The following is a 26,090-nucleotide window of genomic DNA, read 5'->3' on the forward strand; positions in this document are numbered from 1 at the left end:
TGGATCCGGCAGAAACGAAGTTTAGAGGAACAATCCTGGTCCGGGTCGCGTTCCTTCGGGGAATCTGACGCCTACTTTCTGGATCTTGTTCCCGTCCATGGTCGCCACGGTCCAGATCGTGCCATGCCATTCGACCTGGTCACCTACTACTGGAGCGCCTCCGACCTTCTGTCGGATGAACTGCGCCAATGGCATTTTCGCGTCCAGGCCGTCGAGTTTCAGGCCATAGAGCGCGGCCACTGCGCCCAGTTCGGCATCGCCTTCGAGCACGAAGTCGCCGAAGAAGCGCAGGTCCAGGCCACGTTGCGGCGCCTGGCTGAACAGTTTGCCCAGGGCCGGCAGGTTGTGCTCGTGGCCGATCACGCAGAGCATGTCGCCCACCTCCAGCACGGTACTGCCCGACGGGTGCAACAGTTGCTCGTTACGGAACAAGGCGGCAATCCGCGTGCCTTCGGGCATTTTCAGCTCGCGCAGGGCGGCGCCGATGCACCATTTTTCAGCACCCAGGCGGTAGACAAACAGTTCCCACTCGCTGGTGATGTGCACTTCCAGGGCGGAGCGTGAAATCGGTGCCGGGTCTGGCGGTACGGTCACTTTCAGCAGTTTGGCCATCCACGGCAGGCTGGTACCTTGCACCAGCAGCGACACCAGCACGATGAAGAACGCCAGGTTGAAGAACAGCTGGGCATCCGGCAGGCCGGCCATCAGCGGGAACACCGCCAGAATGATCGGTACCGCGCCGCGCAGGCCGACCCAGGAGATGAAGCCCTTCTCGCGGCCGTGGAAGGCCTTGAACGGCAGCAGGGCAGCGACCACCGACAACGGCCGTGCCACCAGGATCATCCACAGCGCCAGGCCCAGCGCCGGCAGGGCGATGGGCAGCAGGTCGTGCGGGGTGACCAGCAGCCCCAGCACCAGGAACATGCCGATCTGGGCCAGCCAGGCCATGCCGTCGAGCATGTGCAGGATGCCGTGACGGCTGCGGATCGGCTTGTTGCCCAGTACCAGGCCGCACAGGTAAACGGCGAGGAAGCCGCTACCGTGCAGGGCGTTGGTCAGGGAGAACACCACCAGGCCGCCGGCTACCACCAGGATCGGGTACAGGCCGCCGGCCAGGTTGATGCGGTTGACCAGTTGCAGCATCAGCCAGCCGCCGCCCAGGCCCAGCAGCCCGCCGATACCGAACTCGCGCAGCAGGTGACCCAGCAGGCTCCAGTGCAGGCCGGTCTGGCCACTGGCAATCATGTCGATCAGGGTGACGGTGAGGAACACTGCCATCGGGTCGTTGCTGCCCGATTCGATCTCCAGGGTGGCGGTCACCCGCTCATTCAGGCCTTTGCCGCCCAGCAGCGAGAACACTGCCGCAGCGTCGGTGGAGCCGACAATGGCGCCGATCAGCAAGCCCTGGATCAGGCTCAGGTTGAACAGCCAGGCGGCGACCAGGCCGGTGAGGGCAGTGGTGATCATCACCCCGACTGTGGCCAGCGACAGCGCCGGCCACAGCGCCACGCGGAAGCTTGCCACCCGCGTGCGCAGGCCGCCGTCGAGCAGGATCACGGCCAGGGCCAGGTTGCCCACCAGGTAGGCGGTCGGGTAGTTGTTGAAGATGATGCCGCCACCATCCACGCCGGCGATCATGCCGACGGCGAGGATGATGACCAGAATAGGGATGCCCAGCCGTGACGATAGCGAGCTGACCAGGATACTTGCACCCACCAGCAATGCGCCGATCAGAAACAGGCTGTTGATGGTGCTGGCATCCAAAGGCAGTTACTCCGGTATAGCGCGGGGAAGAGGACCTGGACTGGCAAGTCGCGTGCCAATCGATTCTAACCTGATGAATTGCCAGCATGTAAAGCGTTTCTGCAGATGTGCAAAAGGCACCGCGGTGGGTGCCTTTTGTTGTGTTGCCTGGGCGGGCCTCTTCGCGGGCTCGCCCGCTCCCACAGGGATCTTGCAAGGCCTGCTGGCGATGCAACACCTGTGGGAGCGGGCAAGCCCGCGAAAGGGCCAGTGCGGGCTTACGCCTGCTTCACTTCACGCATCGGCTTGCCTTTCACCGGCGCATCCCCTGCCACGTAGTACTTGGCAGTGCTGCGTGCCAGCGGCTTGCGGCCACGGATCTTGTCCGAGATTTTCTCGGCGATCATGATCGTGGTGGCGTTGAGGTTGCCGGTGATGATCAGCGGCATGATCGACGCGTCGACCACACGCAGGCCTTTCATGCCATGCACACGGCCTTCGCCGTCAACCACTGCCATGTCGTCGGTGCCCATCTTGCACGAGCAGGACGGGTGGAAGGCGGTTTCGGCGTGCTCGCGAATGAACTTGTCCAGCTGCTCGTCGGTTTGCACGTCGGCGCCCGGGCTGATTTCGCGGCCACGGTACGGGTCCAGCGCCGGCTGGGCCATGATTTCGCGGGTCAGGCGGATGCCGTCACGGAATTCCTGCCAGTCCTGCTCGGTGGACATGTAGTTGAACAGGATGCTCGGGTGCTGGCGCGGGTTCTTCGACTTGGCCTGGATGCGGCCACGGGCAGGCGAACGCATGGAGCCCATGTGCGCCTGGAAGCCGTGCTCTTTCACGCCATTGGAGCCATTGTAGTTAATGGCGACCGGCAGGAAGTGGTACTGAATGTTCGGCCACTTGAACTCAGGGCGGGTACGGATGAAACCGCCAGCCTCGAACTGGTTGCTGGCGCCGATGCCGGTGCCGTTGAACATCCACTCGGCACCGATGGCCGGCTGGTTCCACCACAGCAGCGATGGGTACAGCGACACCGGCTGGGTGCAGGCGTACTGCAGGTACAGCTCCAGGTGGTCCTGCAGGTTTTCGCCAACCCCCGGCAGGTCGTGCACGACCGGGATGTCGAGGCTTTCCAGCAGGGCGCGCGGGCCGACGCCGGAGCGTTGCAGCAGTTGCGGCGAAGCGATGGCGCCAGAGCTGACGATGACTTCCTTGCGGGCACGGGCTTCAACACGCTCTTCGCTGTCGCCGACCAGGTAGGTCACGCCAATTGCGCGCTTGCCGTCGAACAGCACGCGGTCGCTCAGGGCGTGGGTGACGATGGTCAGGTTCGGGCGCTTCTTGGCCTGGTCCAGGTAACCACGGGCGGTGCTGGAGCGGCGGCCGTTCTTGGTTACCGAACGGTCCATCGGGCCAAAGCCCTCTTGCTGGTAGCCGTTGAGGTCTTCGGTGCGCGGGTAACCGGCTTGCACGCCGGCTTCGACCATGGCGTGGAACAGCGGGTTGTTGCCGGCTTTTGGCGTGGCAACGCTGACCGGGCCTTCGCCACCGTGGTAGTCGTTCGGGCCGATGTCGCGGGTTTCGGCTTTACGGAAGTACGGCAGGCAGTCGAGGTAAGTCCAGTCTTCCAGGCCTGGCTGTTCTGCCCAGCCGTCGAAGTCCATGGCGTTGCCGCGGATGTAGCACATGCCGTTGATCAGCGACGAGCCACCCAGGCCCTTGCCGCGGCCACACTCCATGCGGCGGCCGTCCATGTGCGGCTCCGGGTCGGTCTCGTAGGCCCAGTTGTAGCGGCGGCCTTGCAGCGGGAACGCCAGGGCGGCTGGCATCTGGGTGCGGAAGTCGAAGCGGTAGTCGGGGCCACCGGCTTCCAGCAGCAGTACGGTAACGCCGGCGTCTTCGGTCAGGCGGGTGGCCAGGGTGTTACCGGCCGAACCGGCACCGACGATGATGTAATCGTATTCCATGGGTTTCTCCCATATGAGCGGCAAGCTTCAAGCTACAAGCTGCAAGAAGAAGCAGTCGTGCGAAGCTCGCGAATGGATGAGGCTTGCAAGGGCCGGTGGCATACGCCGACCGGCTCTTTCTTGCAGCTTGAAGCTAGCGACTTGCAGCTGTCGGTCAGAAGACCGACGAGTAGCCGCCCAGCTCGACCTGGACCGACTTGATGCGGGTGTATTGAGCCAGCGAGCTCACGCCGTTCTCACGGCCCACGCCCGACTGCTTGTAGCCACCAACCGGCATTTCGGCTGGCGATTCGCCCCAGGCGTTGATCCAGCAGATACCGGCTTCCAGCTTGTGGATGATGCGGTGGGCGCGGGTGATGTCGTTGGTGCACACACCGGCGGCCAGGCCGTACTCGGTGTCGTTGGCACGACGGATCACTTCTTCTTCGGTTTCGTAGCTGAGGATGCTCATCACCGGGCCGAAGATTTCTTCCTTGACGATGGTCATGTCGTCGGTGCAATCGGTGAACACGGTTGGGGCCACGAAGGCGCCCTTGGCGAATTCACCGGCAGTCAGACGCTCGCCGCCGCACAGCACGCGGGCACCTTCTTCCTTGCCCTTGGCGATGTAGCCCAGCACGTTTTCCATGTGCGGGAAGCTGACCAGCGGGCCGAAGTTCGTGTTTTCGTCTTCCGGGTTGCCAACGCGAATGCGGGCAACGCGCTCGGCGATCTTGGCTTCGAATGCCGCCTTCATTTCAGCCGGGATGAACACGCGGGTGCCGTTGGTGCACACCTGGCCCGAGCTGTAGAAGTTGGCCATCATGGCGATGTCGGCGGCCTTGTCCAGGTCGGCGTCGGCGCAGATGATCAGTGGCGACTTGCCGCCCAGTTCCATGGTCACTTCCTTGAGCGACGAGCTGGAGGCGCTGGCCATGACCTTCTTGCCGGTGGTGGTGCCGCCGGTGAAGGACACCTTTTCAATGCGTGGGTGCTCGGTCAGCCAGGTGCCGACTTCGCGGCCGCTGCCGGTCAGGACGTTGAACACACCGTTCGGCAGGCCGGCTTCGGTGTAGATCTCGGCCAGTTTCAGGGTGGTCAGCGAAGTGACTTCCGACGGCTTGAAAATCATCGCGTTGCCAGCGGCCAGGGCAGGGGCGGATTTCCACAGGGCGATCTGGATCGGGTAGTTCCAGGCACCGATACCCACGGTCACGCCCAGCGGCTCGCGGCGGGTGTAGACGAAGGACGATTCACGCAGCGGGATCTGCTCGCCTTCGATGGCCGGTACCAGGCCTGCGTAGTACTCCAGCACGTCGGCGCCGGTGACGATGTCGACGTAGCGGGTTTCGGAGTACGACTTGCCGGTGTCCAGGGTTTCCAGCATGGCCAGCTCGTCGTTGCGCTCACGCAGGATGTCGACGGCGCGGCGCAGGATGCGCGAGCGCTGCATGGCAGTCATTGCTGCCCAGACTTTCTGGCCGCGCTCGGCGCTTTCCACAGCCTTCTCGACGTCGGCCTCGGTAGCACGCTGTACGTGGGCGAGGACTTCGCCGGTGGCCGGGTTGATGGCTTCGAAGGTGGCATCGCTGCCAGCGTCGACGTAAGCGCCATCAATGTAGAGTTTTTGCGTTCCGAAACGGGCCATAGTGTCCTCGCAAGTGCAGTGTGTGGTTTGGCTTGCGCGTCACGCTCCTGCCGGGTTGGCAAGGGCCGTGCGCGCTTGGTCAGCAGCCTGGTCGTTGGTACTCAGGGTGTGCTGTTTAGCCAGTTGTAGATCCATGTATTCGTAAGCAATCCGTATCGCCTGGTCGGTGTCGAATGCATCACCCGACAGGGCACCACGCAGCCACAAGCCGTCGATCAGGGCCGCCAGGCCGCGGGCTGCCTTGCGCGCATGGTAGAGCGGCAGGGCGCGGCGGAACTGGCAGCACAGGTTGGAATACAAGCGGTGGTCGTTGATCCGCTGCAACCTGTGCAAATCGGGCTGGTGCATGCTGGAAGCCCAGAAGGCCAACCAGGTTTTCATTGCCGGGCCGTTCACCTGGCTGGCATCGAAGTTGCCCTCGATGATCACTTTAAGGTGAGCGCGCGGGCTGTCCTCCGTCAGGGCCTGGCGACGTGCTCGAACGCCTTCGTTGAGCATGTTCATGATGTAACCCATCGTCGCTGCGATCAGGCCGTTCTTGTCCCGAAAGTAGTGACTGATGATGCCGTTCGACACACCGGCCAAACGGGCAATCAGCGCAATGCTGGCGTCCCCCAGACCGACCTGATCGACCGCCTGCAACGTGGCTTCGATCAACTGCTGGCGGCGGATGGGTTGCATACCGACCTTGGGCATCTTGCTATCTCCTCAGGCCTGCGAGCAGACGACGGGCGGCTGACTCGGCGAAGGCCAGTCTATTTTGTTTTGATTGAACGTTCAATCAATAAAGAATAAGCTCTGCGACAATTTGTGCCATTGACAGTTTTTCAGGCGGTCGAGAAGGCACGGATTGACACCCCAGGAAATCGCGTAACCCCCGGAATACAAGGCGTTGACGGGCATGAGCGATGCGAAATGCAGATTCTGCCGTACGGTCACTGGCCCTGCGACAGGCCCTTGGAGCGGGCGGGGTGATCTGTGACGAATGCGCGCACCTCAGCTGAGGCGTGGCATTTTCAGCAGGCCACCTGTCTGTTTTTTTGCAACGTATCGATTCGGGATCACGGTTTCCAGGGTGCTTTTATAACACCTGACGCAGTGGGGATATTCCACCAATTGCTCGGGAAAGACTGATTAGCCTCCACAGCCGTACTGCCCGGAGCATTCGTGCAATGAGTTCTGCCTCACTTACCAAGCCCCCCGCCGAGAGGGTCCGGGTCAACCGCGTGGTGTTCTTCACCTCCGCGCTGATGATCCTTGTTCTGACTGCCTTGCTGATCGCTGTACCCGAAACTGCCGGCCAGGTGCTGGGCGTGGCCCAGAAATGGCTGACGCGCACCTTTGGCTGGTACTACATGCTGGTCATCTGCGGCTACCTGGTGTTCGTCGTCTACCTGGCCTTCTCCGACTACGGCAGCCTCAAGCTGGGCGGCAAGGACGACCAGCCGGACTTCAGCTACGGCGCCTGGGCCGGCATGCTGTTCTCCTCCGGTATCGGTATTTCGCTGCTGTACTTCGGTGCGTCCGAGCCACTGGACCACTACTTCAACCCACCGGAAGGCACCCCGGCCAGCCTCGAAGCGGCGCGCCAGGGCCTGCAGCTGACCTTCCTGCACTGGGGTCTGCACGGCTGGGCGATCTATGCCCTGGTCGGCCTGGCCGTGGGGTACTTCGCCTACCGCCACAACCAGCCGCTGGCACTGCGCTCGGCGCTGTACCCGCTGGTGGGTGAGCGCTGGGTCAAGGGTGCCGCGGGCAATGCCGTGGACATCTTCGGCATGTTCGTCACCCTGTTGGGCCTGGTGACCAACCTGGGGATCGGCTCGATGCAGGTGTCGTCCGGCCTGGAATACCTGTTCGGCATGGACCACAGCAAGACCAACCTGCTGGTGGTGATCCTGGTCATGGCCGGCGTGGCGACGGTGGCGGCGGTTTCCGGTGTGGAAAACGGCATTCGCCGCCTGTCCAACCTGAACATCATGCTGTTCAGCGGCCTGTTGATCTTCGTGCTGTTGGGCGGCGAAACCCTGCACCTGCTGAACGGCTTCGTGCAGAACGTCGGCGACTACCTGAACGGCATCGTGCTGAAAACCTTCGACCTGTATGTGTATGAAGGCGAGGCCGGCAAGTCCGAGCGCTGGCTGGGCCTGTGGACCGTGTTCTACTGGGCCTGGTGGATTTCCTGGGGCCCGTTCGTCGGCATGTTCATTGCCCGTATCTCCAAGGGCCGCACCGTGCGCCAACTGGTCATGGGCGTACTGCTGATCCCGCTGGGCTTTACCCTGGCCTGGCTGTCGATCTTCGGCAACACCGCGCTGGACCTGGTGATCAACCAGGGCGCCGTGGAGCTGGGCAAGACCGCGCTGGAGCAACCGTCGATGTCGATCTACCAACTGCTGGAATACTTCCCGGCGGCGAAGATCGTGATCGGTGTGGCGGTGTTCGTGGGCTTTGTGCTGTTCCTCACCCCGGCCGACTCCGGCGCGGTGATGATGGCCAACCTGTCGTGCAAGGGCGGCAAGGTCGACGAAGACGCCCCGCACTGGATGGTGGTGTTCTGGTCGGTGGTCATTACCCTGGTCACCATTGGCCTGCTGTTTGCCGGTAACTTCGAAGCCATGCAGACCATGGTGGTGCTGGCCGGCCTGCCGTTCTCGGTGGTGCTGGTGCTGTTCATGTTCGGCCTGTACAAGGCCATGAAGCAGGACGTGGCAGTGGAGCAGGAACGTGCCGAGCTGGCTGCCCGTGGCCGTCGCGGCTTCAGCGAGCGCCTGACCCAGCTGGAACTGCAGCCAACCCAGGCCGTGGTGCAGCGCTTCATGGACAAACAGGTCACTCCGGCCCTGAAAGAAGCCGCTGCGCAGCTGCAGACACTGGGCTTCGAGGTGGAAACCCGGGTTGGCCAGTCGCGCAACATGATGGGCCTGCGGGTGATGATGGACGAGGGTAACCCGTTCGTATACGAAGTGAGCCTGGACGGTTACATGGCCGCACCGAGCGAAGCACCGGTGGAAGGCGAACCGGAAGTGCGCCAGCGCTTCTACCGTGCCGAGGTGTACCTGCACGATGGCAGCCAGGAGTACGACCTGATGGGCTTTACGCCTGAGCAGATCGTGCGTGATGTGCTGGACCAGTTCGAAAGCCACCGCCAGTTGCTGGGGCGTGTGTACAGCTGAAGCTGATGCGCTGAACAGAAGGCCCTGCTCAAACTGAGCAGGGCCTTTTTTTTGCTCAAGCAATATGTAGCGCGGGCATCGACCCCGTGTGTTGCAGCCTCCCGGGTTTTCATGGAGGCACACACGCTATGAGCAGTACGCAGAACCGCACATTCGACTTCAGGCAAACTGTTGCCAGGCAATTCGCAGGCCGGCCAACCCTGCGCCAGGTCGCCAGCGAAGAACTGTTGAAACTGATGCTGGCCGAGTTGCCGTGGCTGGCTGATGTGACACCGTCCCTGACAACCGCCGAGCCGTTGATGCTGGATAGCCCGGACCCTGACACGGCTTACTGGGGCACGAAGCCCTTCCTCGACCGGGTACTGTATGCGTTGCTGGAGCCGAAGCTGCTGAGTATCGAACCCTTGGCCGACGGGCGGCACTACAACCTCGCATTGACAGCGTCATACCGCTTTGCAGGCTCACACAGTGAGCTGGATACCCGGCAACTGGAGGGGCTGTCAGACGCGCTGAATGAACTGGTCGAGCGCTTGCCGCAGTGCTTTGCCGAGGCCCAGCTCAAGTACTGGGCGGCAGAGGATAGCGCGGGTGTGAGCCGGGACCGCTGGTTGCAACTGTTGCTGAAAACGGCCCTGCTGCGCGGCTTGCCCCTGCAGCACCTGGATCAGCAGGAACAGGCTTGCATTCGCGGCCTTGTCCGGGGTGGGGCCGACCAGCCATCGGTGTTCCTCATCAAGGCGCAACTGACCAGTGCCTCGCTGCAGCATGATGAACTGCTGTGCCACCTGCTGGTGCTCGGTGAACGGGATGAGCGCCAGGTTGTGTTGTGGTGCGCGCCGTCTGGCGTGGTGCGCAGCTTTTCTTCGCTGGCTGCATTCGGTGAGGCCTTGCGTGACGAGCTGGCGCAACGTTACACCTTCGAGCAGATGAGCTGGCAGCGATACCCTGTAGAAGGCAACGTATTTGCCCAGCAGGTTGCCCTGTTGCTTGAGACCTTGTTCAGCAGGGTTGACCGGGCAGGTTGCGGCGCACTTGGCAGCATCAGCGAACTTGAGCAGCGTTTCGCCCAGTTGAGCGACCTTTCGCCATGGTTCGTCAGTTACGAGAACGATACCCCAGCGGTAAAACTGCCATTGGGTTTGCGTGCCAGTAGCGCCCAGGACAGCTTTGCCTGGAGCGCCGCGCTGCTGCAGATTGCTACTTACCAACTTGAGGCTGACGGTATCGCCGCGCTGGAGGGTGTTCAGTCCTTGCATGACTTCACCCGCCAGCGGCTGGCGCAGCAGATTCGCATTGACCATGACGATGTCTGTTCACCAGACGACCTGCTGCTGGACCTGTACCTGGCGCAAGGTATGCCAGGCGGTGCAGCCACCGGCACCGGGGGCGGCGAGCCGCTGGTGTACGTCGGCAGCAAGACCCTCAGCGAATTTGCCATCGGCAACCTTGCCTCCCTCAAGGGGGCCATCATCAAGCGGCTGCGCTGCCGCGACGGCAGCCCTGTGCCACAGTGGCTGACTATCGATGCGGCCAAAGGCCTGGTAGCCAAGGTGGATATCGGCGGCCATTACCCGGCCTACGTTGCCACGCAACTGGATGACCCTGGCAAGCGCGCAGAGCGAGTCACCCGGCTGGGAAGGGAGTGGCGCAGCGCAATGCTTGCCAGCGCGGTCACCGCCAGGCTCGAGCGCAAGGTTTCCGAGGCAGGGCTGCAATGCGTGGTCGACTTCTGTGCCGGGCATGTAGACCCGCAAACGCCGCGGATGATGTTGTTCCCTTTGGCTTTCAAGCGCAGCCCGACGTCGCAGAAAACCGATACCGTGCGTGGCATGTACATCCTGTATTGCGCCGAGCCGTCGCTGGTGTTGCTGTATCGCCCTTTGTTCCGGCAGGACACCCTGCGTGAGTATGCAAGCCTTGCGGCCCTGCTGGAGCATGCCCGCGCGTCGACCTTGTTGCAGGACAGCATCGTTGACTGGATGGCTCCGGCGGCTCGCCCGATCTATCAGAACGGTGGGCTCCTGGAGCCCCACATCGCTGTTATCGGTATCGACTTCTATACGCCCCCTGCAACGCCTGAGCCTGCCGCGTTGGCTATCGGGTTCTGGCGCAACGACCTTGACGAAAGGCTCTATGGCGCGAATCGCGACTTGCTCTTGGAACTTGCGCAAGAACAGTCGGTATCCAACAGCGAAAACCGCTGGCAGACGTTGTGCGAAGGTGCCTGGCTGTTGTTCGATGTGGTGACGTTGCTGATTCGTGGGCCTGTGGCTTCTGTGGCCTGGCTCGTTCAGTTGCTTGGGTCCCTGAACAACGACCTGCAGGCGCTTGAGCAAGGTGACGAATTTGGCCGTTCGGCTGCTGTTGTCGACCTGATGTTGAACATGGGCATGGCGTTGCTGCATGCAGGCCAACCCCCGCAAGCAGTGCCGCTTCATGAATTTCCCGATGCAGCGGTGTTCGAATGGCCTGGAGCGCAGCGCGGGGCCTATGCCGAAATGGCGGTCACCCCTGTCGAGCAAGCGGTAGTTGCGGGCGAAGTGCCGCTCGGGCGCTGGCTTGATTTTTCCTGGCGCGGCCAGAATGGCTTCAACTGGCTACCGCCCAGGCAACGGCAAGCACTGCAGGCCATGCGTTCAAATGTGTCCCTCAATGGCCAGAGAGCGCTGGGGAGTGGGGCGGCGACGGGCTTGTACCTTGTCGATGGCAACTATTACGCAGGTCTGGCGGGTGACACCTATCGCGTTGAGCTATTGCCGGTTGGCGTTCGGGTAGTTGATTCCAGCGGCGCCCCCGGCCCGTGGCTGAGCCTTGCCGATGGCGTGTGGCGAGTGGACACCTCGCTTCGCCTTGCTGGTGGCATGAAGCAAAGCGCGGCCCGGGCTCGGCTTGCAACCCGGTTCCATGAGTTACATGTAAAGATCAACCAGCTAGACCAACAGGTTGACCATTCAAGGGCGCAGTTTGGCAGCATGGCCCAAAGCTCGCTGGAGTCGCGAAAAAGGCTGAAAAACCTCAAAGACCTCAGGGCCAAAACAGCCGAAGATCTAAACGCGCTGCCGGATGGCGTTGACGCGGCCAAGTTGCAGGATCTGCTCCAGCAATACGATAAACGCATAGCCGAGTGGGAGTTGGAGGGTTCCAGGCAGCGGGATGAGTCGCTACAACAGTTAGAGGCCGGTGTCGGGGCCGAAAAGGCAATACTGCCGTTGCTGGCGGCTCTCAAGGAGCCAAAGTATGCCAGCGAGCGCCAGACGGGCAATTGGGATGACATTATTCCGCAACACGAGCTGAATACTCGCGAGAGCCTCATCCGTAATAACGACTTCATCATCAATGAACTATGGAACCTTACCGATTACCCACAACTTGCCGAAATGCAAAGGGCGATGGATGGTCAGCCAATCGCTCGCGTCCCTGAGTTGTATCAGCGGTTTCGCATCAAGCTGGAGGCCGTTGTCGGGCTTCAGGAGCGCATACTTGCGCGCTACGAGCATCTTGATGAATTGTTAGCTGAAACAGCAGAAGACTTCGAGATTGCCGGTGCACCAGGGGAGCCTGCACGGACCGTTGCGCAATTGATTGCCTTGCGTAGCTTCAATACGGTTCAGTTGCGTACTCACCAGGTGTTGAATCTAGCTGACCTTGCGTTGCACCTGGACAGCGGCACCGGGGCAAATACGCTTGCCGGCTACAGAGAGGAGCTGGTAGGCCTGAACCTGCGCAATGCAGCCGATACCCACGGGCAACTGGACTTCGCCAACCTGCCGGCACAGGACAGGATTGTCGTTTTGCAGGAGGCCTGGGATGAATACACTGCCGCGCTGCTCAACAGCGATCGGATCCGCAAAGAAGGCGGCAGACTGATTGAGCCGGCAATGATCGACCGCTACCGCGAACACGTCGGCAAGCTCAAGCTGGACGCGGGAAACCGCTTGGTCGAGGCGGTTCGCGAGCAGGATGAAGGCCACGCGCCGGCAAGGCGTTCACCCTACACGGTGTCCAGCGTGCCGCAACGGTTGGTGCGCAATGCTCAGGGGCAGCTGCTGATCGGAACGGAAACCGAAGCGCAGGGCCAGCGCCTGCTTGAGGTGCGTGAGGCGTTCAGCGGTGAGGTCCTGGCCACCTTCGAAGAGGTGCAGGGCCAATGGCATGAGCGAGAGGAAAAACGGCCCGCGTTGCCAGCCGAGCCCCCCTCGGGCGATCTGCCCATGTGGGTACAGTCACTACTGGACGAAGGCAATGGGCTGCGGATAAAGGCCCGGTCGTACGTCGAGAACGATATCAAGGGTGCCTTGCTCGCCCAGTTGTTCGACCAGCAGCTGGGAAAACTGGACCAGGCGGCGAATACCGTACGCACTGGCGGAGGCAACGATTCGCTGCTGCGGGCCCTGGAGCGGGAGGCAGACGCATTGCGTGCAGAGAAAAAGCTTCAATTGACCACCCTCTACACCGACACCCGCTATCCCACCGCCGAAGCCCTGCGCTTTCTGCACGCAGAGGGTTTGATCACGGTGGAATACGGCGAACGGCGAACCATGCAGGACGGCAGTGCTTTTGACGAATACCGGGTTCTACGCCTGCCGAGCCGGCGCAATCTCTGGGCGGCACATTTTCATTTCCGCTCGCCTGACGCCTTTGCCCAGGATTTCAATGCCGGTCACTTGAAGACCTGGAGCCAACGCCGCATGAGTAGCCGCCTTGCTGCTGTTGCCGGTCAACGCCTGCACCGTGGCAAGCTGACGCTGGAGCAAGCCAGGGGAATCATTCCGTTCCATTGAGCGGGTCTGCGAGTGTGCAGCCCGCTCAGCGGTTGCTGTAACGGCCATGCTTGCCATGCGCGGGCATGGCCTGGTTGCTTCGCTCGGCGATCATCTGTTGCAGTTTGACCAAGGTGATACCCTGGCTTTTCAGGCGTGGCAACTCGCGTTCCAGTACTTCAAGCGTTTGTGGGTAAGGGTGGCCGATCAGCACAGCCGAGCCCTGCTTGCGGGCCAGGGCAATACCTTGCTGCAGTTGCCCGTTGATCGCCTCGGCGGTGCGCACATCGTCGAGGAACACATCCCGTGATACATGCGCCAAAGCTTGTGCCTGTGCTTCAGCAGCCGCAACCGTGGCGGCACTGGTGCGGCTGTCGACGAAGAACAGATGACGGCGCTGCAGCTCGCCCATCAGCCAGGTCATTGGCTCGCGCTGGGCGGTCATGCGGCTGCCCATGTGGTTGTTGATGCCAGCGGCGTAGGGCACCTTGAGCAAGGCGGCGTCCAGGCGCCTGGCCAGTTCCTCGATGGGGATGCCGGGGTGCCAGGCATAGGGCCCGGTGGCCGGGTCCATGGGCATGTGCAGGATCACCGTTTTGCCAGCCTTGTGTGCCTGGCGGGCAAAGTCGGTGGCGTGCGGGGTGTCGGGCATGATCGCCATGGTCACCGGGCCTGGCAGGGCCAGGGTACGGCTGTCACGCTCGGGGCTCTGGCCCAGGTCGTCGATGATGATGCTCATGTAGGCTTTGCCGGCCGGCGCCGCTTGCGCGACCCCGGCCAACAGGCAGAACAGCAGGCACAGCAGATAACGCATGGGTTGCATCACTTGCCCGAGGTGATGTTCAGGCCCTTGAGCAGGCTCAGGGCCTGGCTCAGCTGGAAGTCGTCATCCTGCGGGCGCTCCTTGCGCTTGCTGCTGCCGGTCGGGCGGTCGGCGCCGCCGTTGCCGTTGCCGAGGTGACCTTGCAGGTCGGCTTCCTTGAAGTTGTCGGTGTCGACTTCGGCGGTGAGCTTGGCTGGGCGCACTTCGATGTCGGGGACAATGCCCTGGGCCTGGATCGAGCGGCCGTTGGGGGTGAAGTACAATGCAGTGGTCAGCTTCAGTGCCCGGTCGTTGGCCAGCGGCAGTACGGTCTGCACCGAGCCTTTGCCAAAACTGTCGGTACCCATCAGCACGGCGCGCTTCTGGTCCTGCAGGGCGCCGGCGACAATTTCCGAGGCCGAGGCGCTGCCGCCATTGATCAGCACCACCAGTGGTACGCCTTCGCTGGCGTCGGCCGGGTCGGCCGAGAAGCGCAGCTCGGAGTTGGCGATGCGGCCCTTGGTGTAGACGATCAGGCCTTTGGTCAGGAAGTGGTCGGCCACTTCCACGGCCGATTGCAGCACGCCGCCCGGGTTGTTGCGCAGGTCCAGCACCACGCCGCGCAGCTTCTTGCCGTTGTCCTTGCGCAGCTTGGCCAGGGCCTTGCCCACCTCGTCGCCGGTCTTGACCTGGAACTGGGTGATGCGGATGTAGCCGTAGTCGTTCTCCAGCAACTGGCTCTTCACGCTCTTGACCTGGATAACCGCGCGGGCCAGGGTCACGTCAAACGGGTTGCCGCCGTCGCGCACCAGGGTCAGGGTGATTTTCTCGCCAATTTTGCCGCGCATCTTGTCGACGGCTTCGGTCATGGTCTGGCCGCGGGTCGGTGCGCCGTTGATCTTGACGATCAGGTCGCCAGCCTGCACGCCTGCACGCGAGGCCGGGGTGTCGTCGATGGGCGAAACCACCTTGATGAAGCCGTCTTCCTGGCCCACTTCGATGCCCAGCCCGCCGAACTCGCCGCTGGTGCTTTCCTGCAGCTCCTGGAAGTCTTCGGGGCCGAGGTAGGCCGAGTGCGGGTCAAGGTTGCTGAGCATGCCCTTGATGGCGTTTTCCAGCAGGGTCTTGTCATCCACCGGCTCCACATAGGCCGCCTTGATGCGGTCCATGACCTCGGCAAAGGTGCGCAGCTCTTCCAGCGGCAGCGGCGCCTTGGCGGTCACCTCGGTGGCGGGCACTGCGGCGGCCTTGGCCGGCTCGGCGGCGGTGGCCAGGGGCGCGCCGACCGCCAGGGCGATGGACAGGGCCAGCTGGGTGAGACGAGGCGAGTGCAGCATGTCGAACGAACTCCTGATCCTGTAGGCGCTCCCTGGGGAGCATCGGCGCAGCATTCAGGCTACGCCGTAGAAATTTGACTAGCCCCGGCACCACTGCGCAGGGTCGGTCGGCCGGCCCTGCTGGCGGATGGCGAAGTACAAGCCTGCCGCGTCCTGGCCACCGCTGTCGCCTACGGTGGAAATGGCTTCACCGGCCTTGACGATATCACCGGCACTCTTGAGCAGGCTCTGGTTGTGGCCGTAAAGGCTCAGGTAACCATTGCCATGATCGAGAATGACCAGAAGCCCGGCACCGCGTAACCAGTCGGCAAACACCACACGCCCACCGTGTACGGCGCGTACCTGGGTGCCTGGGTTGGCGCTGATCATCACGCCGTCCCACTTGGCCCGGGCATCGCTGCCGCGCGCATCGCCGAAGCGTGCCAGCAATCGACCATTCACGGGCCACGGAAGTTTTCCCCGTGCGGAAGAAAATGCGCCGCCGTAGCTCGCGCCGTCGGTGGAAACCATCGGGCCGAGGGTGGTGCGGGCCTTCTTCGGTGGCTCCACCGGCTCCTTGGCCTCTTCGCGGGCAGCGGCGGCGGCCAGGGCCTGCTGCTGGCGGCGTTTTTCCGCTTCCTGCTGGGCCAGCAAGGCTTTCTTGCGCGCTTCTTCGGCTTCGCGGGCTTGCCGGGCCAGGGTTTCCTCGATGGTCTTGAGTACTTTGGACAGGTCGGCCTGGTCCTGCTCGCGGGCCTGCAGCTTCTGGTCGCGGTCCTTCATGTCGCCATTGAGCCTGGCCAGTACCTGCTGGCGCTTGCCACGCTCGGCCTCAAGGGCCTGGCGACGGCTGTCGAGGTCGGCGCGCTGGGCCAGCAGCTGTTGCTGTTGGGTGGCCATTTCCTGCTCGACGTTGGCCAGTTGGCGCAGGGTTTCGTTGAAGGTGCGCAGTTGCTCCAGGCGCGCCTTGCTGATGTAGTCGTAGTAGGTGAGGGTACGGGCGAATTTCTCGGGGTTCTGCTGGTTGAGCAGCAGCTTGAGGTATTCCTCGCGGCCATTGTTCTGGTAGGCCGAACGGGCCTGGATGGCGATCAACCGCTGCTGTTCAACGCGGGCGCTCTGGAGTTTTTTTTTCTCGGTATCAAGGCGCTCCAGATCGCCCTCGGTCTTTTTTAGTTCTTGCTGCAGCGCCTCCACCTGCTTTTCGAGGTTGCCGATGTCGGTCTCGGTGGTTTTGAGGTCCTTTTGCACACCGGCCTTTTCTTCCTGGAGCTTGCCCAGCGTTTTCTTGAGCTCGGCAATGTCCTGGCGGGTGGCGTCCAGTTGCTGCTGGGTCTGTGCACGCTCATCGGCGAAGGCCGGGCTGAGCAGGCAAGACAGGGCGAGTAGGATCAGGGCGCGAAGCATGGGGTTTGGCGTACCAAGGATGGAGACTGGCCTAGTATGCCCGCCCGGGCGGGCAAAAAAAACGCCTCGCTGCGGGTGCAGGGGGGCGTTTGTCTGGAATTCATGTGTTATTGGGGCTGCTTTGCAGCCCTTCGCGGGCACGCCCGCTCCCACAAAAGCAGCGTGTGTCGCCGACCCTGTGGGAGCGGGCATGCCCGCGAAGGGCCGCAAAGCGGCCCCAATACACTGATCAGGCGTCAACCAGAATCGAAGTACCCGTCATTTCCGCAGGCTTTTCCAGCCCCAGCAGCTTCAACATGGTCGGCGCAACATCGGCCAGCACGCCGCCATCACGCACTTTCACATTGCGCTTGCCCACATAGATGAACGGTACCGGCTCGGTGGTATGCGCGGTGTGCGCCTGGCCGGTGCATTCGTCTTCCATCTGCTCGACGTTGCCGTGGTCGGCAGTGATCAACGCTTCGCCGTCCACTTTGGCCAGCGCATCGACGATGCGGCCGACGCAGGTATCCAGCGCTTCAACCGCCTTCACCGCAGCCTCGAACACGCCTGTGTGGCCGACCATGTCGCCGTTGGCGTAGTTGACCACGATCACATCAAAGCGCTGCTGCTCGATGGCCTCGACAATGCGGTCGGTCACTTCCGGCGCGTTCATTTCCGGCTGCAGGTCATAGGTGGCGACCTTCGGCGACGGGATCAGGATGCGCTCTTCGCCTTCGAACGGCTCTTCGCGGCCGCCGGAGAAGAAGAAGGTAACGTGGGCGTACTTCTCGGTTTCGGCAATGCGCAGCTGGGTCTTGCCGTTTTTCGCCAGGTACTCACCCAGCACGTTGTTCAGGCTCGATGGCGCAAAGGCCGCCGGTGCCGCGATCTTCGCCGAGTACTGGGTCAGGCCGATATAGGCCGCCAGTTTCGGCAGGCGCGCGCGCGGGAACTCGTTGAAGTCGGCTTCCACGAACACACGTGACAGCTCGCGGGCACGGTCGGCGCGGAAGTTCATGAAAATCACGGCGTCGCCGTCTTCGACCTTGACGGCCTCACCGATGCGCGTGGCCTTGACGAACTCGTCGCTCTCGTCGCGGGCGTAGGCAGCTTCCAGGCCGGCCTGGGCGCTATCCGCGGTGTATTCGGCAGCGCTGTCGACGATCAGGTTGTAGGCAGCGCTTACACGGTCCCAGCGGTTGTCGCGGTCCATGGCGTAGTAGCGGCCGATCAGGCTGGCGATGCGGCCCTTGCCCAGCCTGGCGAAGGTGGCGTCGAGCAGTTCGATCGACGACTGCGCGCTACGTGGCGGGGTGTCGCGGCCATCGAGGAAGGCGTGCAGGTAGATTTTTTCGGCTCCACGCTGCGCGGCCAGTTCGGCCATGGCAACGATGTGGTCCTGGTGGCTGTGTACGCCGCCATCGGACAGCAGGCCAAGGATGTGCACGGCCTTGCCGGCACTGGCTGCCTTGTCGACTGCGCCGGTGAGCACCGGGTTCTGGAAGAACTCGCCGTCGCGGATGGCCTTGGTCACCCGGGTAAAGTCCTGGTAGACGACGCGGCCCGCGCCCAGGTTCATGTGACCGACTTCGGAGTTGCCCATCTGCCCGTCCGGCAGGCCGACATCCATGCCTGAACCGGAAATGAGGCCATGCGGCTGGGTGGCGCGCAGGCGGTCATAGACCGGTGTATTGGCGGCAAAGATGGCGTTGTGTTCGGGGACTTCGCTGTGGCCGAAGCCATCCAGGATGATCAGGACCAGGGGTTTGGGCGTACTCGTCATCAATCAAACTCACGGTTGTTCAAAGATGATAAAGAAACGCATTTTAGGGCAAATACGCCACCTGCGGCGAATAATCGTCCCATTCCCCCGACCGGCGCGCCGGTGATGGCAACATGAAGCTGGCTTTGTGGCCGGCCCACCGGGCTTTGGTGGCACCAAGGGGCTGTGTATACTGGCCGGCATTTTCAATCGCCTGGAACACCGCTGATGGTTGCTCACCTGATTCAATTCGCGACAGATCACTACATCCTGGTTGCGATCTTCCTCATTCTGCTGGTCCTGCTGCTGATCAATGAAATCCGCCGTGGCGGCCAGAGCCTGAGCAATGGCCAACTGACCGCCCTGGTCAATGCCGACAAGGCGCTGGTAGTCGACATTCGCCCGGCCAAGGAATACTCCGCCGGTCACATCGTCGGTGCGGTGAACATCCCGCAGGACAAGCTGGCCACTCGCATGGGCGAGCTGGAAAAGCACAAAGAGAAGACCCTGATCATCGTCGATGCGATGGGCCAGCAGTCCGGCACCCACTGCCGCGAGCTGCTCAAGGCTGGTTACAACGCCGCCAAACTGAGCGGTGGCGTTTCCAGCTGGAAAGCCGATAACCTGCCCCTGGTGAAGTGATATGAAGCCCGTCATCGTCTATTCCAGCGACTACTGCCCCTACTGCATGCGCGCCAAGTACCTGCTTGAGAGCAAGGGCGTGGCCTTCGAGGAAATCAAGGTCGACGGCAAGCCGCAGGTTCGTGCCGAGATGAGCCAGAAGGCCGGCCGTACGTCGGTGCCGCAGATCTGGATCGGCAGCACCCATGTCGGTGGATGCGATGACCTCTATGCCCTGGAGCGCGCCGGCAAGCTCGACGCGTTGCTGGCGGCCTGATTTGCACTGCATTCAAAAACATTAGGATAAGGATCTGCCATGACTGACCAACAGACCAACGGCGCTGCTGCAGAAGACAACAGCCCACAGTTTTCCCTGCAGCGCATCTACGTGCGCGACCTGTCTTTCGAGGCCCCGAAAAGCCCGCAGATCTTCCGCCAGAGCTGGGAGCCGAGCGTTGCGCTGGACCTGAACACCAAGCAGAAAGCTCTGGAAGGCGACTTCCACGAAGTGGTACTGACCCTGTCGGTTACTGTCAAAAACGGTGACGAAGTGGCCTTCATCGCTGAAGTGCAGCAGGCGGGTATCTTCCTGATCGCCAACCTCGATGCCCCTTCGATGAGCCACACCCTGGGCGCGTTCTGCCCGAACATCCTGTTCCCGTATGCCCGTGAGACCCTGGACAGCCTGGTGACCCGCGGTTCGTTCCCGGCACTGATGCTGTCGCCGGTCAACTTCGATGCCCTGTACGCGCAAGAAATGCAGCGCATGCAGGAAGCGGGCGAAGCGCCGACCGTGCAGTAATCGCTGCCGGTACCAGGAAAGCGCCTCTCGGGGCGCTTTTTTGTTGGCTGTTAGGGCCCTTTCGCGGGCATGCCCGCTCCCACAGGTGTTGCGCTTTACTCAAGCCTTGTATGGTCCCTGTGGGAGCGGGCGAGCCCGCGAAAGGGCCAGCACAGGCGCCCCATCAACTCCCGGCAAACCCATTCTGCCGCCACGCCTCGTACACGGTCACCGCCACGGTATTCGACAGGTTCAGGCTACGGCACCCCGGCCGCATTGGCAGGCGCAGGCGTTGCTCGGGCGGCAGGCTGTCCAGCACCTCGGCTGGCAACCCGCGGCTCTCCGGTCCGAACAAGAAGGCATCGCCCGGCTGGTAGGCCACTTCATGGAACGGGTGCGAGCCTTTGGTGGTGAAGGCGAACAGCCTTGGGTTACCCAGGCTTTCCAGGCATCCGGCCAGGCTCTCGTGGCGCTTGAGCGTGGCATACTCGTGGTAGTCCAGCCCCGCGCGGCGCAGGCGCTTGTCATCCAGTTCGAAGCTGATGGGTTCGATCAGGTGCAGGTGGCAGCCGCTGTTGGCGCACAGGCGAATGATGTTGCCGGTATTCGGCGGAATTTCTGGTTGAAAAAGGATGACGTGAAACATGCACGGCTCCAAGCGTGAAGATGACGGGCATTCTACCCCTGAACCGGACGTGCGATCGAAGGCGATGCCGCGGATGATGCTGTCGCTGGCGATAGTCGGGGTGATGGTGGGGCTGATGATCGGCCGTCTGACTGCGCCCGACGAGCGTGAGTTGCAGCAGGTGCAGGTGGTAGAGAACGGCCTGGAACTGTGGTTCAACGAAGAGCCCAAGCTGCATGGCGAGAATGTCGAAGGTACGGTGGCGTTGCTGTTCCAGGCCGAAGGCAAGGCTCAGCAAGGGCAACTGAGCCTGCAAGGCAAGCCGGTGAGCTGGCGGGTGCAGCACAGCAAGGAAGGCTTGTTGCTGACGGTGGTGGCCGCGCGCCCCCTGCACGGCGAGTGGGCCGGTGCAGAGGACGCTGGGCGTTGGCGGGTGCAGGTGAAGCTGCACGAATAAAAGAGGGGATATCCCGGCCTGCCTGTACCAGGGTCCCCAAAAGGGCTACGGCGTACTGCGTGTAAAGAGGGGATGGCCCGGCCTGCCTGTACCGAGGTCCCCGAAACGGGCGGTGCTGCAAATAAAAGAGGGGTTCACCCGGCCTGCCTGTACCAGGGCCCCCGAAACTGGGTATGTATTAGCTATTGCAGGGGGCGTGCCAGTTTTGCACAACCTGCAAATACTGGGCTTTGAGGGGGATTTGGCCGGGTTTTGAGGGGATTTGTGCCTTCGCGAGGTGCATGGGGCACAGGATCGGTGCATCGGAGCTGAAATGGCTGGGGCCGCTTTGCGGCCCATCGCGACACAAGGCCGCTCCCACAGGGACCGCATCAGCCCGAGGGCAGAGGTGATCATGTGGGAGCGGCCTTGCGTCGCGATGGGCTGCAAAGCAGCCCCAAAGATCTTGCAGGATTACTGAGGATTAGTGCTCATCACCTTCCTCGTCATCCCCCCCAGCCACATTCATCCCCAGTTCCTTGATCTTGCGCGTCAGGGTATTGCGCCCCCAACCCAGCAACAACGCGGCATCCCGACGCCGCCCGGCGGTGTGCTTGAGGGCCGTCTCGATCATGATCCGTTCAAAGCTCGGCACCGCACTGTCCAGCAGGTTGGACTGCCCACGGGCCAACGCCTGGTCGGCCCACTGGCGCAGGGCCTGCTCCCAGTTGGTCACCGGCGCGGCATCTTGTGGCAGGTTCAGCAGTTCGGGCGGCAGGTCGCCGATCAGCACTTCACGGCTGGAGGCCATCACCGTGATCCAGCGGCAGGTGTTCTCCATCTGCCGCACGTTGCCTGGCCACGGCAGGTTGCGTATGAACTCTTCGGTTTCCGGCTTGAGGATCTTCGGCTCTACCGCCAGTTCCTGGGCGGCACGGGCGAGGAAGTGGCGGGCAAGGGCAGGGATGTCCTCGCGGCGGTCTGCCAACCGTGGAATATGAATACGAATCACGTTCAGGCGGTGAAACAAGTCTTCGCGGAACTTGCCGGCCTGCACCAGCGATTCCAGGTTCTGGTGGGTCGCGGCAATGATGCGCACGTCGACCTTGACTGGCACATGGCCGCCAACCCGGTAGAACTCGCCATCAGCCAGCACACGCAGCAGGCGAGTCTGGGTGTCGGCGGGCATGTCGCCGATCTCGTCGAGGAACAAGGTGCCGCCGTCGGCCTGTTCGAAGCGGCCCCGGCGCAGGTTGGCAGCACCGGTGAAGGCGCCTTTCTCATGGCCGAACAGTTCGGACTCCATCAGGTCCTTGGGGATGGCTGCCATGTTCAAGGCAATGAACGGCGACGCCGCCCGCGGGCTGTGGCGGTGCAGGGCGTGGGCCACCAGTTCCTTACCGGTGCCGGACTCGCCGTTGATCAGCACGGTGATGTTGGAGTGGCTGAGGCGGCCAATGGCGCGGAACACCTCCTGCATGGCCGGTGCTTCGCCGATGATTTCCGGGGTACGCGCCAGGTTCTGCGGCACATCCAGCCCTTGCTGTTCCTGCGCATGCTGGTTGGCACGTTTGACCAGCGAGACCGCCTCGTCCACATCGAACGGCTTGGGCAGGTACTCGAAGGCGCCGCCCTGGTAAGACGCCACGGCGCTGTCCAGGTCGGAATGGGCGGTCATGATGATGACCGGCAAGCGCGGGTGCTGCTCGCGGATCTGCGCCAGCAGGTCGAGGCCGCTGGCGCCCGGCATGCGGATGTCGGAAATGATCACGTCCGGCTGCTGGCGTGCCAGGCGGCCCATTACACCGTCTGCGCTGTCGAAGCTCTGGGTGGTCATGCCTTCCTGTTGCAGGGCTTTTTCCAGGACCCAGCGGATGGAGCGATCATCGTCGACGATCCATACGGTTTCACTTCGGCTCATGAGGCGGTGGCTCCTTGTTCCAGGGGCAGGTAGATCGAGAAGGCGGTATGGCCTGCGTGGCTTTCACACTCGATCAGGCCCTGGTGCTGGCTGATGATGTTCTGGGTAATGGCCAGGCCCAGCCCGGTACCGTCCGGGCGGCCACTGACCATGGGATAGAAGAGGGTGTCTTGCAGTTCCGGCGGAATGCCCGGGCCGTTGTCGATGATCTCGACCCGCGCGACCAGGCGATGGCGCACGTGGCCGATGGTGAACTGGCGCAAGGCGCGGCTGCGCAGGGTGATGCGGCCCAGGCGCAGTTCGCTCTGCGAACTGATCGCCTGCATGGCATTGCGCACGATATTGAGTACGGCCTGGATCATCTGCTCGCGGTCGATCAGCACGTCCGGCAGGCTTGGGTCGTAATCGCGCACCAAAGTGATGCAGCCCTGGCTTTCAGCCTCGACCAGGCTGCAAACGCGCTCCAGTACTTCGTGGATGTTGGTCATGGCCAGCGACGGCAGCTTGTTCGAACCGAGCATGCGGTCGACCAGGTTACGCAGGCGGTCGGCCTCTTCGATGATCACGTTGGTGTAATCGCGCAGGCCGTCCTCGGGCAGTTCGCGTGACAGCAACTGCGCTGCGCCGCGGATGCCGCCGAGAGGGTTCTTGATTTCGTGGGCCAGGCCACGCACCAGCATCTTGGTGGTTTCCTGCTTGCTCAGCTGGGCCTCTTCCTTGGTGATGCGCAGCAGCCGGTCGCGTGGGTGCACCTCTAGCAGCAGCAGGGTCTGGCCCTGGTTGAGGATAGGGGTTACCGCGTAATCGACGGTGATGGTCTGCCCGGTCAGCGAGGTCAGCTGCGCTTCGCGCTTGGTGAACGGGTGCGCCTGTTCGACCGCCTGGCGCAACGAGCTGAGCGCCTCGGTCGACTCGGTGAACAGCTCGCTGATGAACTGCCCATGGCTGCGTTGGCCGCTGACGGCCAGCAGCATTTCTGCGGCCGGGTTCATGTACTCCAGGCGCAGCTCGGCATTGAGCAGCAACGTGGCGGTGGTCAGGTTGTCCAGAAGCAGACGGTGCTGCGCATCGCTGATGGTCATAAGGCGTCGTTGACCTCTTTTGGCGCTTGCCTGGCACTGCTTTGGCCAGGGCCAGGTGCGGTGGCCCCGCTGGTGCGAAGCTGTCTACCCGCAAGAAATGCAAGAAACAAACCAAAGCTCCGAAAAGAAGCGGGATTTGCCGATAAAGGCCTGTATCTGCGCAAATTCGGATCAGAAACTCTGGATGAAACGTTTCATGTGAACCAGATTGGGGAGCAAATAGGGGCAGGGTGCTTTTTGCTGCACCAAGATAGAGCATAGCGTGGCGAGGGTGGTTTTTACCTGGTGCAAAAACGAAAACGGCCTCCCGAAGGAGGCCGTGTTGATCATCTCATCGGCGCCAGGCGCCGGTCAGATCAGCAGCTGTAGTACAGCTCGTATTCCAGCGGGTGTACGAAGGTGCGGACCTTGATTTCTTCTTCCGACTTCAGCTCGATGAAGGCATCGATGAAGTCATCGGAGAACACGCCGCCCTTGGTCAGGAACGCACGGCCTTTGTCCAGCTCTTCCAGGGCTTCTTTCAGGCTGCCGCACACTTGCGGAATGTCCTTGGCCTCTTCTGGTGGCAGGTCGTACAGGTTCTTGTCGGCAGCATCGCCTGGGTGGATCTTGTTCTGGATACCGTCCAGGCCAGCCATCAGCAGGGCCGCGAAGGCCAGGTACGGGTTGGCCGATGGGTCCGGGAAGCGTGCTTCGATACGGCGGGCTTTCGGGCTGCCGACGTAAGGAATACGGATCGAAGCGGAGCGGTTACGCGCCGAGTAGGCCAGCATTACCGGGGCTTCGAAGCCTGGTACCAGACGCTTGTACGAGTTGGTCGACGGGTTGGTGAAGCCGTTCAGGGCCTTACCGTGCTTGATGATACCGCCGATGAAGTACAGGGCGGTGTCGGACAGGCCGGCATAGCCTTCACCCGAGAAGGTGTTCTTGCCGTCTTTCCAGATCGACATGTGCACGTGCATGCCCGAGCCGTTGTCGCCGTACAGTGGCTTCGGCATGAAGGTGGCGGTACGGCCGTAGGCGTCGGCAACGTTGTGCACGACATACTTCAGGGCCTGCACTTCGTCAGCCTTCTTCACCAGGGTGTTGAACTTGACGCCGATTTCGTTCTGGCCGGCAGTCGCCACTTCGTGGTGGTGCACTTCGACGGTCTGGCCCATTTCTTCCAGTGCGTTGCACATGGCAGTACGGATTTCGTGGTCGTGGTCGAACGGCGGAACCGGGAAGTAGCCGCCTTTCACGCCTGGACGGTGGCCTTTGTTGCCGCCTTCGACGTCAGCGTCAGACATCCACGAGCCTTGCTCGGAGAAGATCTTGAACATCGAGCCGGAGATGTCCGACTTGAACTTCACTTCGTCGAAGATGAAGAATTCTGGCTCTGGGCCGGCGAATACGGTGTCACCGATGCCGGTGCTCTTCAGGTACTCTTCGGCGCGCTTGGCGATTGCCCGTGGGTCGCGATCGTAGCCCTGCATGCTCGACGGGTCGACGATGTCGCAGGTGATGATCAGGGTAGGTTCTTCGGTGAACGGGTCCAGTACGGCGGTGTCGTCAACCGGCATCAGGATCATGTCGGAAGCTTCGATGCCTTTCCAGCCAGCGATGGAGGAGCCGTCGAACATCTTGCCGACTTCGAAGAAGTCCTCGTCCAGCGCATCACGCGACGGCATGGTCACGTGGTGCTGAACGCCTTTGGTGTCCGTGAAACGCAGATCAATCCACTTGACGTCATGATCTTTGATGAGTTGAACCGACTTCGACATATTGTCCTCCGGATGGTCTAGAGCGCGGTGGGCCGCTGCCCTGGAAAAAGGGTGTTGCCGGGCGCGGATAGTCGGCCAAGCTTACCTGCCTCACAAGGGAGCAAATTGCATGCCAGTGCCCGAAAATGGCGAGCCAGGGATAAAAGGGGGCGTTTGCGGGCATTTGGCGGTGGGTTGGGATGTAAAAGTGCACTCTTTAGATGCGGATTTTGGCATTGATGCACTAATGTGGTGCATGGCTTGAGGGGTGTGCTTCCTTTGAGGGCCTCATCGCCGGCAAGCCAGCTCCCACAGGTAGGGCGCAAGTCTTGAGGCC

18 protein-coding genes are annotated in these 26,090 nt (G+C 62.3%); 6 read left to right on the forward strand and 12 right to left on the reverse strand.

Annotated features, from left to right (window positions below; genetic code table 11):
• Positions 1 to 21: 21 nt before the first annotated feature.
• From ACIQUI_RS17565 to betI, 4 genes are all read right to left on the reverse strand, one after another.
• Entirely contained in the window at positions 22 to 1,764 is a 1,743-nt protein-coding gene (locus ACIQUI_RS17565; RefSeq protein ID WP_403200858.1) for a potassium/proton antiporter, read from the reverse strand.
• 257 nt (positions 1,765 to 2,021) lie between these two features.
• Positions 2,022 to 3,713 carry a choline dehydrogenase gene (betA, locus tag ACIQUI_RS17570; protein WP_403200861.1) on the reverse strand — a complete coding sequence of 564 codons (1,692 nt, stop codon included), beginning with the start codon at positions 3,711 to 3,713 and terminating at the stop codon, positions 2,022 to 2,024.
• Positions 3,714 to 3,867: 154 nt separating this feature from the next.
• Complete coding sequence (gene betB, locus ACIQUI_RS17575) at positions 3,868 to 5,340, reverse strand: betaine-aldehyde dehydrogenase (protein WP_403200864.1); 1,473 nt, start codon at positions 5,338 to 5,340, stop codon at positions 3,868 to 3,870.
• 39 nt (positions 5,341 to 5,379) lie between these two features.
• A complete protein-coding gene (betI, locus tag ACIQUI_RS17580) occupies positions 5,380 to 6,036 on the reverse strand; it encodes a transcriptional regulator BetI (protein WP_403200867.1) in 657 nt (218 codons plus the stop codon).
• 533 nt (positions 6,037 to 6,569) lie between these two features.
• On the opposite strand from betI, the gene ACIQUI_RS17585 reads away from it, so the two are divergent.
• Together ACIQUI_RS17585 and ACIQUI_RS17590 are read left to right on the forward strand one after the other, a co-directional pair.
• Positions 6,570 to 8,516 (forward strand): BCCT family transporter, encoded by a 1,947-nt coding sequence (locus tag ACIQUI_RS17585; RefSeq protein ID WP_403200912.1) that lies wholly within the window; start codon positions 6,570 to 6,572, stop codon positions 8,514 to 8,516.
• Between the two features lie 128 nt (positions 8,517 to 8,644).
• On the forward strand, positions 8,645 to 13,297 hold the full coding sequence (locus tag ACIQUI_RS17590) for a hypothetical protein (RefSeq protein WP_403200868.1): 4,653 nt from the start codon (positions 8,645 to 8,647) through the stop codon (positions 13,295 to 13,297).
• Between the two features lie 25 nt (positions 13,298 to 13,322).
• On the opposite strand, the gene ACIQUI_RS17595 is transcribed toward ACIQUI_RS17590, so the two are convergent.
• From ACIQUI_RS17595 to gpmI, 4 genes are all read right to left on the reverse strand, one after another.
• Positions 13,323 to 14,090: a divergent polysaccharide deacetylase family protein gene (locus ACIQUI_RS17595; protein WP_403200871.1), complete on the reverse strand. Its 768-nt coding sequence runs from the start codon at positions 14,088 to 14,090 to the stop codon at positions 13,323 to 13,325.
• An 8-nt stretch (positions 14,091 to 14,098) separates the two neighbouring features.
• Positions 14,099 to 15,415: a S41 family peptidase gene (locus ACIQUI_RS17600; RefSeq protein WP_403200874.1), complete on the reverse strand. Its 1,317-nt coding sequence runs from the start codon at positions 15,413 to 15,415 to the stop codon at positions 14,099 to 14,101.
• Between the two features lie 78 nt (positions 15,416 to 15,493).
• The gene (locus ACIQUI_RS17605; RefSeq protein WP_403200877.1) at positions 15,494 to 16,801 is read right to left on the reverse strand and encodes a murein hydrolase activator EnvC family protein; all 1,308 of its coding nucleotides are present in this window, start codon (positions 16,799 to 16,801) and stop codon (positions 15,494 to 15,496) included.
• A gap of 229 nt (positions 16,802 to 17,030) precedes the next feature.
• Positions 17,031 to 18,566, reverse strand: coding sequence for a 2,3-bisphosphoglycerate-independent phosphoglycerate mutase (gpmI, locus tag ACIQUI_RS17610; protein ID WP_403200880.1), 1,536 nt, complete (start codon positions 18,564 to 18,566; stop codon positions 17,031 to 17,033).
• Positions 18,567 to 18,773: 207 nt separating this feature from the next.
• Between gpmI and ACIQUI_RS17615 the strand changes: the two genes are divergently transcribed.
• The 3 genes from ACIQUI_RS17615 to secB are packed head-to-tail and all read left to right on the forward strand — an operon-like array spanning position 18,774 to position 19,968.
• Positions 18,774 to 19,187, forward strand: coding sequence for a rhodanese-like domain-containing protein (locus ACIQUI_RS17615; protein WP_403200883.1), 414 nt, complete (start codon positions 18,774 to 18,776; stop codon positions 19,185 to 19,187).
• Between the two features lies 1 nt (position 19,188).
• Positions 19,189 to 19,443: a glutaredoxin 3 gene (gene grxC, locus ACIQUI_RS17620; RefSeq protein ID WP_003249204.1), complete on the forward strand. Its 255-nt coding sequence runs from the start codon at positions 19,189 to 19,191 to the stop codon at positions 19,441 to 19,443.
• 39 nt (positions 19,444 to 19,482) lie between these two features.
• The gene (gene secB / locus ACIQUI_RS17625) at positions 19,483 to 19,968 is read left to right on the forward strand and encodes a protein-export chaperone SecB (protein ID WP_391126407.1); all 486 of its coding nucleotides are present in this window, start codon (positions 19,483 to 19,485) and stop codon (positions 19,966 to 19,968) included.
• Positions 19,969 to 20,131: 163 nt separating this feature from the next.
• Here secB and trmL read toward each other — a convergent pair whose 3' ends face one another.
• Positions 20,132 to 20,593: a tRNA (uridine(34)/cytosine(34)/5-carboxymethylaminomethyluridine(34)-2'-O)-methyltransferase TrmL gene (trmL, locus tag ACIQUI_RS17630; RefSeq protein WP_403200886.1), complete on the reverse strand. Its 462-nt coding sequence runs from the start codon at positions 20,591 to 20,593 to the stop codon at positions 20,132 to 20,134.
• Between trmL and ACIQUI_RS17635 the strand changes: the two genes are divergently transcribed.
• Positions 20,592 to 21,029, forward strand: coding sequence for a hypothetical protein (locus ACIQUI_RS17635; RefSeq protein ID WP_403200888.1), 438 nt, complete (start codon positions 20,592 to 20,594; stop codon positions 21,027 to 21,029). The genes trmL and ACIQUI_RS17635 overlap by 2 nt on opposite strands.
• A gap of 463 nt (positions 21,030 to 21,492) precedes the next feature.
• Here the strand turns inward: ACIQUI_RS17635 and ntrC are convergent, their stop codons facing one another.
• The 3 genes from ntrC to glnA all read right to left on the reverse strand — a co-directional run bounded on the left by ntrC (position 21,493) and on the right by glnA (position 25,774).
• On the reverse strand, positions 21,493 to 22,929 hold the full coding sequence (gene ntrC, locus ACIQUI_RS17640; protein WP_110740883.1) for a nitrogen regulation protein NR(I): 1,437 nt from the start codon (positions 22,927 to 22,929) through the stop codon (positions 21,493 to 21,495).
• Positions 22,926 to 24,011: a nitrogen regulation protein NR(II) gene (gene glnL / locus ACIQUI_RS17645; protein WP_403200891.1), complete on the reverse strand. Its 1,086-nt coding sequence runs from the start codon at positions 24,009 to 24,011 to the stop codon at positions 22,926 to 22,928. Before glnL ends, ntrC begins: the two co-directional genes overlap by 4 nt.
• Positions 24,012 to 24,367: 356 nt before the next feature.
• Positions 24,368 to 25,774, reverse strand: coding sequence for a type I glutamate--ammonia ligase (gene glnA, locus ACIQUI_RS17650; protein WP_403200894.1), 1,407 nt, complete (start codon positions 25,772 to 25,774; stop codon positions 24,368 to 24,370).
• Between the last annotated feature and the right edge of the window lie 316 nt (positions 25,775 to 26,090).

Source organism: Pseudomonas sp. NPDC090592 (assembly GCF_044769185.1).
Taxonomy (GTDB): Bacteria; Pseudomonadota; Gammaproteobacteria; order Pseudomonadales; family Pseudomonadaceae; genus Aquipseudomonas.